17 protein-coding genes are annotated in these 18,035 nt (G+C 62.8%); 2 read left to right on the plus strand and 15 right to left on the minus strand.

The window, feature by feature from the left end; translation table 11 throughout:
* Nucleotides 1-34: 34 nt before the first annotated feature.
* From VFW72_RS09550 to VFW72_RS09560, 3 genes are read right to left on the minus strand one after another with little or no spacing between them, the layout of a single operon-like run.
* Nucleotides 35-1,171, minus strand: a complete 1,137-nt coding sequence (locus tag VFW72_RS09550) for a PilT/PilU family type 4a pilus ATPase (RefSeq protein ID WP_329674055.1) — start codon at nt 1,169-1,171, stop codon at nt 35-37.
* Between the two features lie 43 nt (nt 1,172-1,214).
* Nucleotides 1,215-1,892 (minus strand): Crp/Fnr family transcriptional regulator, encoded by a 678-nt coding sequence (locus VFW72_RS09555; protein WP_329674056.1) that lies wholly within the window; start codon nt 1,890-1,892, stop codon nt 1,215-1,217.
* 1 nt (nt 1,893) lies between these two features.
* Entirely contained in the window at nt 1,894-2,937 is a 1,044-nt protein-coding gene (locus VFW72_RS09560) for a type IV pilus twitching motility protein PilT (protein ID WP_329674057.1), read from the minus strand.
* A 38-nt stretch (nt 2,938-2,975) separates the two neighbouring features.
* On the opposite strand from VFW72_RS09560, the gene VFW72_RS09565 reads away from it, so the two are divergent.
* Nucleotides 2,976-3,662 carry a YggS family pyridoxal phosphate-dependent enzyme gene (locus VFW72_RS09565; RefSeq protein ID WP_329674058.1) on the plus strand — a complete coding sequence of 229 codons (687 nt, stop codon included), beginning with the start codon at nt 2,976-2,978 and terminating at the stop codon, nt 3,660-3,662.
* A 44-nt stretch (nt 3,663-3,706) separates the two neighbouring features.
* Nucleotides 3,707-4,525, plus strand: a complete 819-nt coding sequence (proC, locus tag VFW72_RS09570) for a pyrroline-5-carboxylate reductase (protein WP_329674059.1) — start codon at nt 3,707-3,709, stop codon at nt 4,523-4,525.
* Between the two features lie 31 nt (nt 4,526-4,556).
* On the opposite strand, the gene ubiA is transcribed toward proC, so the two are convergent.
* The 12 genes from ubiA to VFW72_RS09630 form a co-directional block, all read right to left on the minus strand.
* Nucleotides 4,557-5,444 (minus strand): 4-hydroxybenzoate octaprenyltransferase, encoded by an 888-nt coding sequence (gene ubiA, locus VFW72_RS09575; protein WP_329674060.1) that lies wholly within the window; start codon nt 5,442-5,444, stop codon nt 4,557-4,559.
* Between the two features lie 8 nt (nt 5,445-5,452).
* Entirely contained in the window at nt 5,453-6,943 is a 1,491-nt protein-coding gene (locus tag VFW72_RS09580; protein ID WP_329674061.1) for an efflux transporter outer membrane subunit, read from the minus strand.
* A complete protein-coding gene (locus VFW72_RS09585; protein ID WP_329674062.1) occupies nt 6,936-10,061 on the minus strand; it encodes an efflux RND transporter permease subunit in 3,126 nt (1,041 codons plus the stop codon). Before VFW72_RS09585 ends, VFW72_RS09580 begins: the two co-directional genes overlap by 8 nt.
* Nucleotides 10,062-10,074: 13 nt before the next feature.
* Entirely contained in the window at nt 10,075-11,298 is a 1,224-nt protein-coding gene (locus VFW72_RS09590; protein WP_329674063.1) for an efflux RND transporter periplasmic adaptor subunit, read from the minus strand.
* 89 nt (nt 11,299-11,387) lie between these two features.
* Complete coding sequence (locus VFW72_RS09595) at nt 11,388-12,053, minus strand: histidine phosphatase family protein (RefSeq protein WP_329674064.1); 666 nt, start codon at nt 12,051-12,053, stop codon at nt 11,388-11,390.
* Between the two features lie 51 nt (nt 12,054-12,104).
* Complete coding sequence (locus tag VFW72_RS09600; RefSeq protein WP_329674065.1) at nt 12,105-12,413, minus strand: DUF1840 domain-containing protein; 309 nt, start codon at nt 12,411-12,413, stop codon at nt 12,105-12,107.
* A 63-nt stretch (nt 12,414-12,476) separates the two neighbouring features.
* A complete protein-coding gene (locus VFW72_RS09605; RefSeq protein WP_329674066.1) occupies nt 12,477-13,133 on the minus strand; it encodes a hypothetical protein in 657 nt (218 codons plus the stop codon).
* Entirely contained in the window at nt 13,120-14,673 is a 1,554-nt protein-coding gene (locus VFW72_RS09610; protein WP_329674067.1) for a putative porin, read from the minus strand. The genes VFW72_RS09605 and VFW72_RS09610 overlap by 14 nt, the downstream gene beginning before the upstream one ends.
* Before the next feature lie 20 nt (nt 14,674-14,693).
* Entirely contained in the window at nt 14,694-15,404 is a 711-nt protein-coding gene (locus VFW72_RS09615; protein ID WP_329674068.1) for a TonB C-terminal domain-containing protein, read from the minus strand.
* Nucleotides 15,405-15,406: 2 nt separating this feature from the next.
* Nucleotides 15,407-15,808, minus strand: a complete 402-nt coding sequence (locus tag VFW72_RS09620; protein WP_329674069.1) for a biopolymer transporter ExbD — start codon at nt 15,806-15,808, stop codon at nt 15,407-15,409.
* A gap of 21 nt (nt 15,809-15,829) precedes the next feature.
* Nucleotides 15,830-16,237, minus strand: coding sequence for a biopolymer transporter ExbD (locus tag VFW72_RS09625; protein ID WP_329674070.1), 408 nt, complete (start codon nt 16,235-16,237; stop codon nt 15,830-15,832).
* A 29-nt stretch (nt 16,238-16,266) separates the two neighbouring features.
* Nucleotides 16,267-17,967: a DUF2341 domain-containing protein gene (locus VFW72_RS09630; protein ID WP_329674071.1), complete on the minus strand. Its 1,701-nt coding sequence runs from the start codon at nt 17,965-17,967 to the stop codon at nt 16,267-16,269.
* Nucleotides 17,968-18,035 lie beyond the last annotated feature (68 nt).

The following is an 18,035-nucleotide window of genomic DNA, read 5'->3' on the forward strand; positions in this document are numbered from 1 at the left end:
AGAGGGGGCGACGCAGGACACCGATTCTGGCAGATCAGACGATCTGGAGATGCTCGGTGCCGGCAGACAGATCCTGATTGCGGGCGCGCTGGCTGTTGAGCTTGATCTGCAGGCGCAGGTCGTTGATGGAGTCGGCGTTGCGCAGCGCATCTTCGTACGTGACGTAATTGCCTTCGTAAAGGTCGTACAGCGCCTGGTCGAAGGTTTGCATGCCCTGCTCACGCGACTTCTTCATGATCTCTTTGATTTCACCCACTTCACCCTTGAAGATCAGGTCGGACACCAAGGGGGTGTTGAGCAAGATCTCGACCGCAGCGACCCGGCCCTTGCCTTCCTGGCGAGGCAACAGACGCTGGGACACGAGGCCGCGCAGATTCAAGGACAGGTCCATCAGCAACTGAGCCCGACGCTCTTCAGGGAAGAAGTTGATGATGCGGTCGAGCGCCTGGTTGGCGCTGTTGGCGTGCAGGGTGGCCATGCACAGGTGACCGGTTTCGGCGAAGGCCACGGCGTGTTCCATGGTCTCGCGATCGCGAATTTCCCCCATCAGGATGACGTCGGGAGCTTGGCGAAGGGTGTTCTTCAAGGCCATTTCCCAACCATCGGTATCGATGCCCACTTCACGCTGCGTGACGATGCAGTTCTTGTGTGGATGAACAAATTCGACCGGGTCTTCGATGGTGATGATGTGGCCGTAGGAGTTTTCGTTGCGGTGGTCCACCATGGCCGCCAGCGTGGTCGACTTGCCCGACCCGGTGGCCCCCACCAGGATGAGCAAGCCCCGCTTGGCCATGACGACTTCCTTGAGGATCTGAGGCAGGCCCAGGCCATCGACGGTGGGCAACTGCTGCGGAATGACCCGCATGACCATGCCGATGCAACCTTGCTGCACGAAGGCATTGACCCGGAAGCGCCCGATGCCGCCGGGCGAGATCGCGAAGTTGCACTCTTTGGTGCGCTCGAACTCGGCGGCCTGCTTGTCATTCATGACCGCACGCGCCAGCGAAATGGTGTGCTGCGCGGTGAGCGGCTGAGGCGACACCTTGGTCACTTTGCCATCGACTTTGATCGCAGGCGGGAAATCGGCCGTCAGGAACAGATCGGAGCCGCCGCGCGCCACCAACAGGCGCAGCAGATCGTTGATGAATTTCGAAGCCTGGTCGCGTTCCATCGCACCGTCCTTAAAAAATGGATGCTGAGATCAGCTGATCGGTTCAGCCCGCCGCCAGCAAAGCGCCGAGTCGCGCACTGAGTTGTCGCATGCGCAGGGACAAGCGGCGCGCAGTCGAGGCCATCAGGGCCATGCCCAGGCGCGGCTCTTCGATGGCCAACTCATCCAGCGCCCCACTGGTGAGGACGGCGATGGAGCAACGGCTCAGGGTCATACAAGACGCGAAACGGGCCCCCGCATCCAGCAGAGACATTTCACCCAGGACATCGCCCTCGCGTGCTTCAGCCAGTCGCGCACGCGCGCCGGTGGGCTGCACACGGTCAACCGCCACCAGCCCTTCCAGCACGATCAAAGCGTAATCGCCTTTTTCGTCTTGCTGGATGAGCTCGCGCCCAGGGGGCACTGAAATGAAGTCGAGGTGGTCGAGCAGCTTGCGACGGTCTTCGTTGCTGAGCGAGGCCATCAGCGCATCGCTGCCCCAGGCTTTGAGCAGCAGCTCCAGACCATGTGCGGGTTCGAGCGCATGCGCCCCCACAGCCAAAGCCCGAGCCGTCCAGGCCGACGTGGCACGAGCTTGCTCGGGTCGCTCCAGGAACTGGGTGGCAAAAAAGCCCTCGTCGTCGGCTTGCGGCTGGGTGGGCCGCGCGCTGCCGAGATCGCCCGGGCGGGTGTTCGACGCCGAAGAGACGCCTGATACGAATCGGTCCAGCAGTCGTTTCATGTCAGCCTGGGAAGTTTTCTGGGAACTTGGCCTTGGCGCGCGCCTCAGCCGGCGAAATCACATTGCGACGCACCAGATCGGCCAGGTTTTGGTCCAGCGTCTGCATGCCCTGGGCATTACCGGTCTGGATGGCCGAGTACATCTGCGCGATCTTGTTTTCGCGAATCAGGTTACGGATGGCCGCGGTGCCGACCATGATTTCGTGGGCGGCAACCCGCCCCTGCCCGTCTTTGGTCTTGCACAGCGTTTGCGAAATGACCGCTTGCAAGGACTCTGACAACATGGCGCGAACCATGTCCTTTTCGGCTGCGGGGAACACGTCGACCACGCGGTCGATGGTCTTGGCAGCGCTGGAGGTGTGCAAGGTGCCAAACACCAAGTGACCGGTTTCGGCGGCGGTCAAAGCCAGGCGAATGGTTTCCAGGTCACGCATTTCACCCACGAGGATGGCGTCGGGGTCTTCACGCAAGGCCGAACGCAAAGCGTTGGCAAAACTCATGGTGTGCGGACCGACTTCGCGCTGGTTGATCAGGCACTTCTTCGATTCGTGCACGAATTCGATGGGGTCTTCTACCGTGAGGATGTGACCGTATTCGGTTTCGTTCAGGTGATTGACCATGCCCGCCAGGGTCGTCGATTTACCCGAACCGGTGGGGCCGGTGACCAGCACCAGGCCACGCGGTTTCAGCGCGAGATCCTGAAAGACCTTGGGTGCATTGAGCTGCTCCAAAGTCAGGATCTTGGACGGAATGGTCCGGAACACGGCGCCCGCACCACGGTTCTGATTGAACGCGTTGACCCGGAAACGGGCCAGGCCCTGAATTTCGAACGAGAAGTCGCACTCCAGCGTTTCTTCGTAGTGCTTGCGCTGCGAGTCGTTCATGATGTCGTACACCATGTCGTGGACCTGCTTGTGGTCCAGGGCGTCGACGTTGATGCGCCGGACATCGCCGTGCACGCGAATCATGGGGGGCAGGCCTGCAGACAAGTGCAAGTCAGATGCCTTGTTTTTGACCGAGAACGCGAGCAGTTGGGTGATATCCATGGATGATATTCGGCTAGAGAAATCCTCGACGGACCATTATGGCGACGATCGCAAACAACCTACAACTCGTTAGAAACCGTATTTCCCAGGCTTGTTTGAAGGTTCACCGCGAAGTGACCAGTGTGACGCTGCTGGCGGTCAGCAAGACATTTCCTGCGGAGAATGTGCGTGAAGCATTCAACGCGGGGCAAAAACTGTTTGGAGAAAACTACGTTCAGGAGGCGCTCGACAAGATTGCCACCCTGTCGGATATTCGCTCCGAACTGGAATGGCACCTGATCGGGCCGCTGCAAAGCAACAAAACCCGGCCTGTGGCCGAGGCATTTGATTGGGTCCACACAGTCGATCGACTGAAAATTGCCCAGCGCCTGAGTGAACAGCGCCCCACACACCTGCCGCCCTTGCAGGTGTGCGTGCAAGTGAACACCAGCGGGGAAGACAGCAAGAGCGGCTGCGCGCCCGAGGAATCACTGGCTTTGGCTCAGGCTGTGGCTCAGTTGCCGAGACTGACCCTGCGCGGGATCATGGCCCTACCCGCCCCTAGCCCCGACCCCGCCGTGCAACACGCCGCTCTGCGTCTGGTGCGCACGCTGTTCGAGCAGTGGCGCGCTGCTGGACTGGCTGTGGACACCCTGTCGATGGGCATGAGCAATGACCTGGAAGCCGCGGTGGAAGAAGGCGCCACCCTGGTTCGCATTGGCACCGCCATTTTTGGCCACCGGTGACCGCCTCGGCGGCAGGCTGGCGTGGTTCAGGCATGATTGGGCCCATGAGTACTTCGATCGACATCGCATTCATCGGCGGCGGCAACATGGCCACCGCCATCATTGGCGGCCTGCTGCGGCAAGGTCGCGTCCCTTCGTCCATTCTGGTCATTGACCCGGTGGCCGAGCAACGCCAGCGTCTGACTGAGACGCTGGGCGTGCAAACGGCAGAAGGCCCGCAAGCCAACCTGCAACAGGCGCAAACCGTGGTGTGGGCCGTCAAGCCCCAGCAATTCAAGGATGCGGCCCAGACCTACGCCGCGTTGACTGGCAATGCACTGCACTACAGCGTGATGGCCGGCCTGCGTACCGACGACATCGCCCGCCTGCTGGGCACGCCGCGCATCGTGCGGGCCATGCCCAATACCCCGGCCCTGGTCGGCCAGGGTATGACCGGCCTGTTTGCCCGCCCCGAGGTGAGCGAATCAGAGCGACAGCAAATTGAGCGCATGGTGGAACCCACCGGACAAGCCATGTGGGTCAAACAGGAAGCCGATCTGGACGCGGTGACCGCCCTGTCCGGCTCGGGCCCTGCTTACGTGTTCTATTTCATCGAAGGCATGATGCAGGCAGCGCAGGACATGGGCCTGAGCGCCGAGCAAGGCCGCCAGTTGGCGCTGGCCACCTTCGGGGGCGCCACCACCCTGGCCACCCAATCGAGCGAAAGCCCTGCCGTGCTGCGCGAACGCGTGACCTCCAAAGGCGGCACCACTTATGCGGCCTTGACCAGCATGGAAGACTCGGGCGTGAAAGCCGCCTTTGTTCAGGCCATGCGTGCAGCGCAAAAGCGCGCTGGCGAGTTGGGTGACGAGTTCGGGCGGTGAGATTCGGTGTCGCCGTACCCTGGTTCGGGCATCAACGAGCCAGGGCCGTGTCAACCACCAGGCCCACCCACACGGTCAGCCCCAGCCAGTGATTCAAGCGGAAGGCCTTGAAGCAGGCCATCCGTTCACGCCCCTTGATGAGCCAGCCGTGCCACAGGGCCTGCGCCCCAGCCGCCAACAACGACAGGTTGAACCACAGGCCGCGACCGGCTTCCTGGCCAGCCATGAACCAGCACAACAAACACAGGGCATAAAAGCCCATCACGCCGACCACATCGAAGCGTCCCAGGGTGATGGCCGAGGTGCGCATGCCGATCTTGAGGTCGTCATTGCGATCGACCATGGCGTATTCGGTGTCGTAGGCCAACACCCACCCCAGATTGCCCACCATCAGCCACCAGACCACGGACGGCACCTGATTCTGAATGGCGGTGAATGCCATGGGGATGCCAAAGCTGAACGCCACGCCCAGAACGGCCTGGGGCATCGAAAAGAAGCGCTTAGTGAAGGGGTAGAGAATGGTGACGCCCAGCGCCCCGAACGATAGCCCGACGGTGAACGGGTTGGTGGTGAGCACCAAGGCGAAGGACACCAGGGCCAGCACCGCCCCGACAGCCAGGGACTCTTTCACCGAGAGCTTGCCGCTGGTGATGGGGCGTTGAGCGGTGCGCTCGACGTGACGGTCGAAGTCTTTGTCAGCCACGTCATTGACCGCACAGCCCGCACTGCGCATCAGAATCGTGCCCAGCGTGAACACGATGAGCAGATGCCACCCCGGAAAGCCCCCCGCCGCCAGCCACAAGGCCATCAGCGTGGGCCACAGGAGCAGCAACCAGCCCTGAGGCCGGTTCCAGCGGATCAGATCAAGGTACAGGGCCCAGCGCTCGCGCAGGCTCAAAGGGGCAGTCGAGGTATTCACACCCGTGATTATCGCGACTGGGAACCCTCCTGCGACTCGACCCAGCCACCACCCAAGGCACGGTACACGCCGATGTGGGCCTGTTGCCGCGCCAATTGCGAAGCAATCAGGGCCTGCTGCGAGGCAAACAGGCTGCGCTGGGCATCCAGCAGATCCAACTGGCTGGCCACGCCGGTTTCGTAGCGCAAGGTCGACAAGCGCAGGCGCGCAGCTTCAGTCTGGGCCTGAGCCAACTGAGCTTGCGCTTGCTCGGCGTAGGTGCGGCGCGCAGTCAACGCGTCAGCCACTTCCTTGAAAGCGGTTTGCACAGCTTTGTCGTACTGAGCCACGGCAATGTCGCGCTTGACCAGGGCGGCATCGACGCCGGCCTTGCCTCGCCCGGCATCAAACAAGGGCACGCTCAAAGAAGGTGCAAAGGTCCAGGCGTTGCGACCATCGTCAAACAGGCCCGACAGGGAGTCGCTGACGACGCCAGCGCTGCCGGTCAAGCTGATACGAGGGAAACGCGCTGCACGTGCGGCACCGATGTTGGCGTTGGCCGCAATGAGCTGTTGCTCGGCCTGAGCAATGTCGGGACGCTGCAGCAGCACATCCGACGACAAGCCCACAGGCAACTCGCTCAGATCGGGCCACAAGGTAGCCAGCACCGCCTGGGCAGCGCCCTGGCTGTCGGCACTGCGCCCCAGGGTCTGCACATCCAGTTGGGGCTCGGGTGGCAAGCGGTCGGCCGCAACCGGACCGCCGACCAGCACCGCCAGCGCATTGAGGTCTTGCGACCACTGGCGCTGGGCCTGAGCCCGGGTGATACGCGCCGCCTCAACCAGCGATTGGGCCGAACGCAAGTCCAGTTCGTTGAGCACACCGCTGTCGAACTTCAGCTGCAGGAGCTTGAGCGCCTCTTCGCGCGAGCGAAGGGTCTGCTCGGTCAGCGCCAGTTGCCAACGGTCGGCCCACAAAGCGTAGTACTGGTTGGCCACCGAAGCGACCAGGCCAATGTGCGCCGACTTGCGAGCTTCTTCCGAGGCCAGCACCTGGGCCGAAGCGGCCTCGCTGAGAGAACGAACTCGGCCGAACAGGTCCAGCTCGTAAGCAGCCACAGTCACGCCGCCAGTCACCGTGGTGGTGAGCGGGTAAGGCGACGCATTGGACGGGCCGCGCGAGCCACTGACCGTGCCGTTCAATGTGGGGAAGCGATCGGCATTTTGAATTTGGTACGCCGCACGCAACTGGTCCACATTGAGCACCGCGACCCGCAGGTCACGGTTGTTGTCCAGGGCCTGACGGATGAGTCCTTGCAGACGGGCATCTGGGAAGTACTGCTTCCAGGGCACTTCGGCTACAGCGGGTGCGGAGGCGGACGACGCCGGCTTCGCCACAGTATCGCCGGGCAGTTGCGCTGGCGCGGCCAACTCAGGGCGTTGATACACCGGGGCCAGCGAACAGGCGGCCAGGCTCGACACGGCGACCACCGACAGCAGTGAACGCAAAGACTTATTCATGAGACGACTCCACGGCCTGGTTTGCAGGACGCGCCGGGAAGAAGCGACGCACCACCACGAAAAACACAGGCACAAAGAACACGGCCAGCACGGTGGCGGCGATCATGCCGCTCATCACGCCAGTGCCAATGGCACGCTGGCTGGCAGAACCGGCGCCGGTGGACACCACCAGAGGCAACACCCCCAGGATGAACGCCACCGAGGTCATGATGATGGGGCGGAAGCGCAGGTGGCAGGCCTGCAAGGTGGCCTCCAGCACGCCCATGCCCTTGCTTTGCAGCTCACGCGCAAACTCGATGATCAGGATCGCGTTCTTGGCCGACAAGCCAATGATGGTGATCAGGCCCACCTTGAAGAACACGTCGTTGGGCAGGTCACGCAGATTGGCCCCCAACAGCGAGCCCAAGATGCCCAGAGGCACCACCAGCATCACCGCAAACGGAATCGACCAGCTTTCGTACAGAGCTGCCAGACACAGGAACACGGCGAGCAAGGAGAACACCAGCAAGGTGGTGGCCTGCGAACCGGACAACTGCTCTTCACGCGACAAGCCCGTCCATTCGATGCCGATGCCAGGAGGCAACTTCGCCGCCAGGGCTTCCATTTCGGCCATGGCCTGACCGGTGGAATAACCGGGTGCCGCATCGCCCGCCAAACGCATGGCGGGGTAGCCGTTGTAGCGCACGGCCTGCATCTGACCACTCACCCAACGGGCACGCACGAAGGCCGACAAAGGCACACTCTGGCCCTGGTTGTTGCTCACGTTGATCTGCAGGATCTGCTCGGGCTGCATGCGCGCCTGAGCATCGGCCTGCACCACCACCCGCTGCAAGCGAGCCTGGTTGGGAAAGTCGTTGATGTACGAAGAACCCAGAGCCGTCGACAAGGTGGCACTGATCGCATCGAAGCTCACGCCCAAGGCATAGGCCTTGTCGCGGTCGATGTCGAGCTGCAACTGAGGCGCATCTTCCAGACCATCAGGACGCACCCCGGTGACGATCTTGCTTTCGCGCAGCATGCCCAGCAACTGGTTGCGCGCCCCCAGCAGAGCATCGTGACCCAGGCCGCCACGGTCTTGCAAGCGCAGCGAGAAACCCGTGGCATTGCCCAGCTCGCGAATGGGCGGCGGGTTCAGCGGGTAGATGAAGGCATCGCGAATGCCCATGAGCGCACCAAACGCCCGCTTGGCCAAGGCTTGAGCCGAATGGGCCTCGCCCTTGCGCTCATCGAAGTCCTTGAGGGTGACAAAGCCCAGGGCCGCGTTCTGGCCGGTACCCGAGAAGCTGAAACCGACGACACCCACCACCGATTGCACTTCGGGCTGCTTCATGAAGTAGTCCTCGACTTGCGAGATGACGGCTTCGGTGCGTGGCGCGGTCGCGCCCGGGGGCAACTGCACGTTGACGATCAGGTTGCCCTGGTCTTCGTTGGGCAGGAAGGCCGACGGCATGCGCACATACAACCAGCCCACCGCACCCACGATCAATGCGTAGATGATGAGCACGCGACCACCACGGCGCACCAGCTTGGCCGCCAGGTTTTCGTAGCCATGCGTGGTGGAGGTGAAGAAGCGGTTGAACCAGCCGAAGAAGCCACCCTTTTCATGGTGGTCATCGGGCACGGGCTTGAGCAAGGTGGCGCACAGCGCCGGCGTCAGCGACAAGGCCAGGAAGGCCGAGAACAACATCGACGCGACCATCGACATCGAGAACTGGCGGTAGATGTTGCCCACCGAACCGGCGAAGAACGCCATCGGAATGAACACCGACACCAGCACCACGGTGATGCCGATGATGGCGCCACTGATCTGCCCCATGGCCTTCTTGGTGGCCTCGTAAGGCGACAAGCCTTCCTGCGCCATCAGGCGCTCGACGTTTTCGACCACCACGATGGCATCGTCCACCAGGATGCCGATGGCCAGCACCATGCCGAACATGGTCAGCACGTTGATCGAGAACCCAGCCGCCGCCATGACCCCAAACGTCCCCAGCAGGGCAACGGGCACCACCAAAGTCGGGATCAGGGTGTAGCGGATGTTCTGCAGGAACAGGTACATCACCAGGAACACCAGCACCACGGCCTCGGCCAAGGTTTCCACCACCTGACTGATCGAGATCTTGATGAAGCCCGATGTGTCATACGGGAAGGAGTAATCGACCCCTTGGGGGAAATACTTCTTCAACTCGGCCATGCGGGCCTTGACCAGGGTGGCCGATTCCAGCGCATTGCCGGTAGGCGAGAGCTGCACACTCATGCCCAGCGCGGGCTTGCCATTCAGTCGGGCATAGGTGCCGTAGGTTTGGGCTCCCAGCTCGATGCGGGCCACGTCTTTCAGACGCACGGTGGAACCATCGGTGCGGGCGCGCAGCACGATGTTGCCGAACTGCGCGGTGCTTTCCAGCTGCCCATTGACCACCACGGTGGCGGTCATGGTCTGGTCGATCAGGTTGGGGCGGTCACCCAAGGAGCCCGCGGGCACCAAGGCATTTTGCGCCCGAATCGCCGCATTGACCTCAGACAGACTCAAGCCATAGGACACGAGCTTGGCGGGATCGACCCAGATGCGCATGGCCTTTTCGGTGCCGAACAGCTGGACCTGACCGATGCCGGTGACACGCTGCAGCTCGGGCAGGATGTTGCGCGAGGCATAGTCACCCAAGGCCACCGGATCAAATGCCGGATTGGTGGAAGACAGCATCACGAACATCAGCACGTTGCTGCGCGACTTGTCGACCTTCACCCCCTGCTGCGTGACCGCGGCGGGCAGGCGAGGCGTGGCGCGAGACAAACGGTTCTGTACGTCGACCTGTGCCAGGTCGATGTTGGTGCCGGTCTCGAATGTCACGGTGATCGTGCCGGTGCCATTGGCCTGGCTGACCGATTCCATGTAGGCCAGGCCCGGCGAGCCATTGAGCTCTTGCTCAATGACGCTGATGACGCTTTCATCCAGCGTCTTGGCCGAGGCGCCCGGGTAGGTGGCACTGATCACCACGGAGGGCGGCGCCACCGTAGGGTATTGGGCAATCGGCAATTTGGTGAGGGCCACCCCGCCGAAGACGAGGATGAACAGCGCAATCACCCAGGCAAAGATGGGCCTGTCAATGAAGAAACGTGGCATGGCTGCGCTCCCTTCAGCGAGAAGCGGCGGAAGCGGCCGATGCTGCGGCGGGCGCGGCCGCCGACGACGGCGTCACCGGTGCAGCAGGCGTCCAGGGCACGGCCTTGACCGGGGCCTTGGGGTTCATCATGATCTTCTGGAAGCCATCGACCATGACTTGCTCGCCCGGCTGCAAGCCACCCAACACGACCCACTGGTTGCCCCGCGCGCCGCCCAACTTGATGGGACGCGGCGAAATCTTGCCTTCGGCATCGACCACCATGACGGTGTCGGCCTGGTTGCTACGCGTCACCGCCTGCTGCGGCAACAGCATGCCCCCTTCCACTTCGGCCTGCTCCAGACGCACGCGCACATACATGCCGGGCAGCAGCAAGCCATCGGGGTTGGGCAACTCGGCACGCAGCGACACCTGGCCTGAAGTGGGGTCCACGGTCAGATCAGAGAACAGCAGCTTGCCTTGCAGCGGGTATTCGGTGCCATCGTCCAGCACCACACGCACCGCAGCAGCGTGCTTGCCGGCCTTCTTGAGGGTGCCGGCTTCCATGGCCTTCTTCAGTTTGATGACTTCATTGGCGGGCTGGGTGAAGTTCACATACAGCGGGTTGATTTGCTGAATGACGGCCAACTGGGTGGCTTCACCCTGGCCCACCAAGGCCCCTTCGGTCACCAAGGCGCGGCCGATGCGGCCCGAAATGGGCGCCACAACCGAGGCATAGCCCAGATTGATGCGGGCGGTTTGCACGGCCGCTTTGGCCGCAGCCACATCGGCTTGCGCCTGGCGTTGCGCCACCTGGGCGTTGAGGAATTCCTGTGGGCTGATGGCCTTGGCGGCTTGCAAAGGCTGGTAGCGCTCGACCAAAGCGGTGGCCTGCGCCAGGTTCGCCTCGGCCTTGGCCTGGGTGGCTTGCGCGCTTTCCAGTGCCGCCTTGTAGGTGGCCGAATCAATCTGGAAAAGCGATTCACCCGCCTTCACGTCGGCGCCTTCGGTGAACTGCCGCTTTTGCAAGATGCCCGCCACGCGAGCGCGCACTTGGGCTGTGCGCACGGCTTCCAGGCGCCCCGGCAACTCGGCCATCACCGGCACACGCTCGAGCCCCACCTTCACCACGCCCACCTGGGCGGGCGGCATGGCCGGCCCGGCCGGCTTCGCGCCCGCAGCTTTGCCCTCATCCCCACCCTGACCGCAGGCGGCCAGCATCGACACCAACAGCGCGCTCAATCCCAATCGACGGAACATGGTTTACCTTCCGGAAATGTTTGCCTAGTCAACAATTAGATTGACTATACAAGTTTTTCCAAAACCTTGCAGCGCAATATGTTGTGAACTCAGGCCGGGGCCAGCGAGCCGTCGGTGGCCTCGTCGAGATCGTCGTCGCCTTCGAGGTGGCGGCAATCGGCCCAGGCGACCAGACTGAAGCCCTGAGGGGTGTACAGCAAGCGGTTGATGCTGGCGTTGGTGATCTTCCAGGCTCGGGGCTCGGTCAGATCAATGCGATTGGCCGCCCGGTAGAAACAATCGAGCACGCCGCCGTGAGCCACCACGGCCACGGTCTGCCCCGGGTGGCGCGCAGCCAGCCGCTCCAGTGTGCCCACGCAGCGCTGATAGAACTGAGTCAGGGTTTCGCCGCCCTCGGGCCCATACGCCGGGTCGCGCCCGCGCCAGCGACGGGCGTCATCCGGCCAGTGCTGGGCGATTTCATCGTGGGTCAGGCCTTCCAGGCGCCCGAAATGGCGCTCACGCAGGCCCATGTCGAGGGTCAAAGGCAAATCGAGATGGCGCGAAACCGCTTCAGCGGTTTCGGTGGCGCGGCTGAGATCACTGGCGTAGAGCACATCAATGCCCTCGGTGCGCAGCGCACGCGCCAGGCGATCGGCCTGCCAACGCCCATGGTCGTTGAGGGGAATGTCGATTTGCCCCTGGATGCGCGTTTCCAGATTCCAGGCCGTTTCGCCATGGCGAATGACCAGCAGTTGGGTGATGTTCTCAGCCATGGCGACATCATGCCGCACAGTTGCTGCACCGCACAATCCCCTGCCCGCGTATCAGACTCCCCAGACGATGGGTTTGCCTTCGGCCAGGGCGCGCTCGATCATCTGCGCCAGGGGGTAGGCCCGCTTGCGCAGGCTGACGACCTCATCCGGAAAGGCTGGCGCGGGGTGATCGTCGTCTTCGGGAGGCTGAACGACCTCATCCGACGCCGCGCGCAAAGCGGCCAGCGCCTGAGGCATGTCCGCCGGCTCGATGATGCCGGGCCCGTCGGCTGACTTGCCCAGCAGTTGCAGTACAGCCTGGGCGGTGGCCTGGACCATCACCAGATCTCCAGTGGCCTGCGACTTGAACTTGATTGCCATGTGTGTGTTCCTCTGGAACTCATTGTCGCCGCAGGTCTGAATTGGTCAACCCCCCAGAAGCCATCAGGGTTGGCTGCGTCCCGCCTCCAGACGATCACGATACTGCGCGGCCAGGTTTTCCAGCTTCACACGCCCCAGTTGCACAACCGGTTCCTTGGCGTACAAGACTTCGGCCAGACCTTTGTCTTCGTAGCGGGCCAGCAAGTCTTGCCCCACCTGATACAAGTCGGCGTTGTCCTTGCTGCATTGGGCATGCCGTGCTTGCAGGGCCTCGTACTGGCCCTTCTGCTCGGTCAGACGGGTGCGAGCGTCTTCCGCCTGAGTCTGAGCGGAGGCCTTTTGGTCGTCGAGCTTCTTCTGAAGGTCAGCCAGTTGGGCTTGCAGGCTGACTTTCTCGTCGCGCAGGCTTTGCAGTTCGCTGTTGAGCGCAGCCAGGCGCCGACTGGCCTGAGCGGCTGCCGCCTTGGTGGCCGCTGCCTCACTGCGGGCTTGCTTCACCGAGCTTTCCAGCTCGGCCTTGTCAGCCGCCACTTTGGCTTGTGCATCGGCCTGCTCTTGCTGAATCTGGCGCATCTGCAACTTCAGGCGGCGCACCTGTTCCTGGTCTCGATCGCCTGCGGCATGGGCTGCGGGGAAGACCCCTGCGCCCAAAGCCAAGGCCAGCACCAGCCCCACCGTGCGGGTCACGGATTTGACTTGAGATTGATCAGAAGCGCACATTCAAATCCACCTGCAATGTGTTGACCTTGTACTTCGCGTCAGGGTAGGACGCGTTCAGTGGCGACTCGATGGTCTGGGCCGACAGGTAACGCGCGCCCAGGGACGTGTTGCGATACAGGCCATAGCTGGCCCCCATCGTGAAGCCCTTCAGGTTGGTGCCCCCCAAGCCCAGGTCGCTGTCGGTGAAGGCATCCAGCACGGCATCGGAGCCCACATGGCGATAGGTGGTGGCGACTTGCCACTGGCCTTCTTCGCGCACTTCTGGGGCGCCAAAGGCGAGCTTGAGGTGATAGCCCGAGTCTTTGCCACCGGGGTTCACGTTGGCGAACGCGGCCCCCGCGCGCTTGTGGAAGTTGTCGACGTCAAACGCAGTGTTGCGGGCGTACTCGGCCGACAGCAGCAAGGAGTAGGGGCTGAAATGGGTCAGCTCGGCCGACAGGGTCAACACCATGGGGCGGAACTGATAGGCCAGCCCCCACACGGGCGACTGATTGCGATCGAAGGCCGGGTTCGTCTCGAACACGGTGTTGCCCTTCTGGCGCATGTTGCTGGCGTATTCGTACTGGCCATAAGTGGCGCCCACGCCGGTGACTTGGGTGCCGTCGGTGATGTAGTCGAGGTCTTGCTGGCCGGCGATATTCTTGTAGGAGTAGATGGCCAAGCCAGCCTTGACACGCATGCGAGACGCCGGCTCCCACGACAGGCCCACCTGGGCGCCCGTCAAAGCCCGCGAACCACGCGCCGGTTTGGACGCTTCGCGCAGGGGAAACCAGCCCATGGTGGCAAACGGCACGAAGGTGCCTTCTTCTGGCACCCGGCGCAGGGTGGCTGCCAGGCCTTCGAAGTTGAGGTTGTCGCTCCACACCATTTCGGTGGCGAACCAGGGGTTGGGCATGCGCCCGGCATGCACCGTCAGCGACTCCAGGGGATCGAGTCGGATGAAGGCACGGTCAACCAGCAACTGATACTTGTTGAAGCCTTGGCCCAAGGTCTGATTGGTAGAAACACGGTCTGTGGTGTTGCCGGTAGCCAGACGCACGCCCACCCCCACTTCGTCGGACACCTTGGCCGTCAAGCCCAGACGCAGGCGCAGGCGCTCGCGGTCACGCTTGTCTTCGGTGCTGGCCGTGGCATAACCCGAACTGTTGAAAGCAGCAAAGTCTGGCGCGCGGCTGATGCCGTTGTCATTCGCGCCTTCGGCACCCAGGTAGACATACGGTGGCGTGTTGTCTTTGCCGGGACGATCGGCCTGATGACGATAACGAATGTCGCCGTCGATCTTGATGCGGTCGGCCCAGGCGGGGCTGGCATTGGGCACGCCCCAGCGCTCGGCTCGCGCCTGGGTGAGGATCTCTTCCTTGATCTCGTTGCGGATCTGAGTCTTCATGGCCTCGCTGAGGTAAGGCACGCGCTGCACAGTCGGCGGAACCGCAGCGGCCTCACCGCTGGCTGCGGGCTCAGCTTGGGCATGAGCCAGCGCTGCGCACAGCGCCAGGGTCAGTGCGGAAATCTGGGGAAGACCAATAGGTTTCTTGCTCATCATTGACTTCTCGATAGGGTTCAACCGGTCATCCGGTTGGTGATTCGCAGGCGAATGGGTTGCGGCAAATTGGCTGGCACGTCGCGCATCGCGGCCATGTGGTTGAGCGCGCCTTGCAAGGCCTCATCCATTTGGGCGTCACCCGTGCTCGACAACAGTTCCACGCGTTGGAAGTCGCCTGACGGTGTCAGCCAGACCTGCACGTTGACGCGGTAGTCGTTGAGCTTGATGGCGCTGTTCTTGGCCAGTTGCAGCTGGATGTGCTTCTGCAACTGCGAGGTGAAGAAGGCGAACTGCAACTTGTTGACACCGCCCGTGCCGGTGCCAATTTCGCCGCCCTTGTATTCAGACGACACTGCCCCCGCAGCAAAGGCGCTCGGGCCATCGCCTGCCGGGCCATCCATCTTCAATTGCGCAGGAGCTGGCTGAGCTTCTTGCGGCTTGATCTGTTCCTGCTGAGGTTGCGGCTTGAGATCCTGCTTTTCAGGCTCGGGCGGCTTTTCCTGCTTGGGCGGCGGTGGAGGCGGAGGGGTGTCAGGCAGTACCGCGATCTTGACGGTCTGTCGCTTGGGGCCAGCGCTGCCTTGGCTGGCGGCGCGAACGCCCCACCACACCAGCGTGACCAGAATCGAAACGATGACCGCCGCAATCAGAAACTTCTGCCAACGGCCTTCGCTGCCGTCGTCCAGGGGCTCGTTCAACGCGGGGTCACCCGATAACACGGCACTCATGATCAGGTTCCAATGCGTGAAGTGACCAGGCCCATGGGGACCTCCAGCCGGTTGCACAGATCGATGACCGACACCACCTTGGCGTACTGGGTGCGGGCATCGCCCTTGATGGCCACGCTCATCTTTGGATCGCGGGCCTTGGCTTGCTGCAACTGAGCTTCCAGCTCAGGAAAGCTCACGGAAGCCCCGTTGATCAGCACAGCCCCATCGGGCATGACCTGCACCACCTTGAGCTCATGCTTTTCGGTGCTGGGCTTGTTGCTCGGCTTGGGCATGTTGATGCTCAAGCCCTGCACCGAGGCCGTCGTCATCAGAATGAACACGACCAGCAGCACATAGGCCAGGTCCAACATCGGGGTGACGTTGATGGTGTCGTAAGGCTTGGCGTCCTCTTGAACGTGCATGCCGTTCTCCTTTGCTGCGCTTTACTGCGAACGCTTGGTCGCCAGACCAATCTCGGTGATATCCAGTCGCTTGGCCACCTCCAGCACCTCCATGACCTTGTCGTATTGCGCGGCGGCATCGGCCTTCAACACGACGGGCAAGTTGGGGTTGGCGGCCTTGTACTGAGCCAGGTTGGTCTGCAACTGGTCGATGCTCACGGGGTAGGCGTCCAGATAGACCTGACCATCGGCCGTGATCGTGATGCCGCGCGTCTGCGGCTTGGCCAGGTTGTTGGCCGCCGAGGTCAGGGGCGGCGTCACCTTCACCCCCTGAACGGACGCGGTGGTCATGATGATGAAGGTCACCAGCAGCACATACGCCAGGTCCAACATCGGGGTGATGTTGATGTCGTCGTACGGCTGGTTGTCGCCTTTAACGTCTGCGGACACGGCCTGCTCCTGTCAGTGTCGGGGCGCGATCAGCGGGCACCGTAGGTCTCGGCCACGCGGGTCACGAATTCGTCGACAAAGATCTGCATGTCAGACGAAATGTTCTTGATGCGGGCGGCCAGGTAGTTGTAGCCAAACAGGGCGGGAATCGCCACGCCCAGCCCCGCCACCGTGGCCAGCAGCGCTGCTGCGATGCCGGGGGCAATGGCGTTCACGTTGACGTCGCCAGCGGCAGCAATGGCGGCGAAGGTGATCATCACGCCCACCACGGTACCCAGCAGGCCCAGGAAGGGGCCACCGGAAATGGCAATCGTCAGCAAGACCATCTTGGCGTTCAGGGTGTGGTTCTCGCGAACCAGGTCGGCATCGATGGCGGCCTTCACGGCATCGATCGAGGCCCCCGACAAGCCCGCGGTTCCTTCCTTGCCCACATCGCGCTTGGTCAGCTCACGCAGGCCAGCCGAGTACAGCCGCGCCAAGGTGGAGTGCTTGTAGGCCAGATCGCCCACGGCCATCACATCGCGGGCATCGCGGAAGCGCTTGAGGAAGTTCTGGTTGTCGCGGTCGGCACGGCCCACCAACATGGCCTTGCTGGCCATGACCCAGGCAGCCACGGCAAACATGATGGCCAGGATGATGATGACCACCCAGGCGTCGACCGTCAGGTTCTTGACCAGGATGCCGAAGTAGCCGGGCTCGCCGCCCTGTTCCGCATCGGCGCTGTCGGCGGTCTGGGTGACCGAGGCCACCAGCTTGGCATCGGCACTCTGAGCGGCCGCCGCCAGCTTGATCCAGTCAGCACTGCGCACGGTGGAAGCCACTTCCAGCTCGTCGACCAAGCCCTTCACACCCTCGCCCACCGTCAGTGGGCCTTCGATCGCTGCGCCCGCCCCCAGATCAGCCTGAGCGGCTTGTGCGCCATTCACATAAGTGGTCAGCTTGCCGGCACCTACGGTCACGGCCACATGGGCCCAGGCATTGGCAGGCAGCTCGCCACCGGCCGCTTGCACCGAACCCAAGCTCGCGCTCAGCTTGCCGCCTTCGAGCGACACCACCAAAGCCCCTTGGCGAATCAGCTTGCCAGCCGCTGCCTCAGGCTTGACCCACAGGCTGATGCTGTAGGGGCCTGTGGCGCCAGCCTTGAGTTTGTCGCTGCTGAACGAGAGGGCTTGCTGGCCATCCAGGCGCGCGGCGGCGCCGATCAGGCCGTTGGCTTCGCGCGCAATGGCGGCGCCCGACTTGATCTGGCCCGAGGCATCGACGGCCTCGCCTGCTTGCCCGCTCATGGTGATGGCCGCCAGCATGGCGCCGTCAAAAATGGTGGCGCTGGTGGCCTCTGCCGCGGCCTTGTCATTGCCTGCGTACACATAGACCAGGTTCTTGTCGGTACCCGGCGCCACGTTGGGCACCTGCACCCACAGGACGGCCAGTTCGTTGGTGGCGTCAAAGCGCTCCACCCAGAACTTCAACGGGGCCTTGTCGTCAGCACCCACCACGCGGATGTCTGAGCCATCGGGCTTGGCAGCCAGGAAGTCGAAGTTGCCCGAGTGCAGGCGCACGGGCACCACCACGCCCGACAAGGCTTCCTTCGTTTCCACCCCTTGAGCTGTGGTGTTGAGGGTGACCTTGGTGCGGTGCTTGAAATCACCATTCCACCAGGCATGGGAAGACAGGGGCATCAAGCCGGCACCGAGGGCCAGCGCCAGGGTCAGAGAACGCATTACTTTCATGACGACATCCATCACACGCAGGGAAGCCGTGATTGTCGAAACAGCGTGTGTCGTGGTGAGGACGAACG

This window comes from Aquabacterium sp. (assembly GCF_036273115.1).
Lineage (GTDB): Bacteria > Pseudomonadota > Gammaproteobacteria > Burkholderiales > Burkholderiaceae_C > Aquabacterium.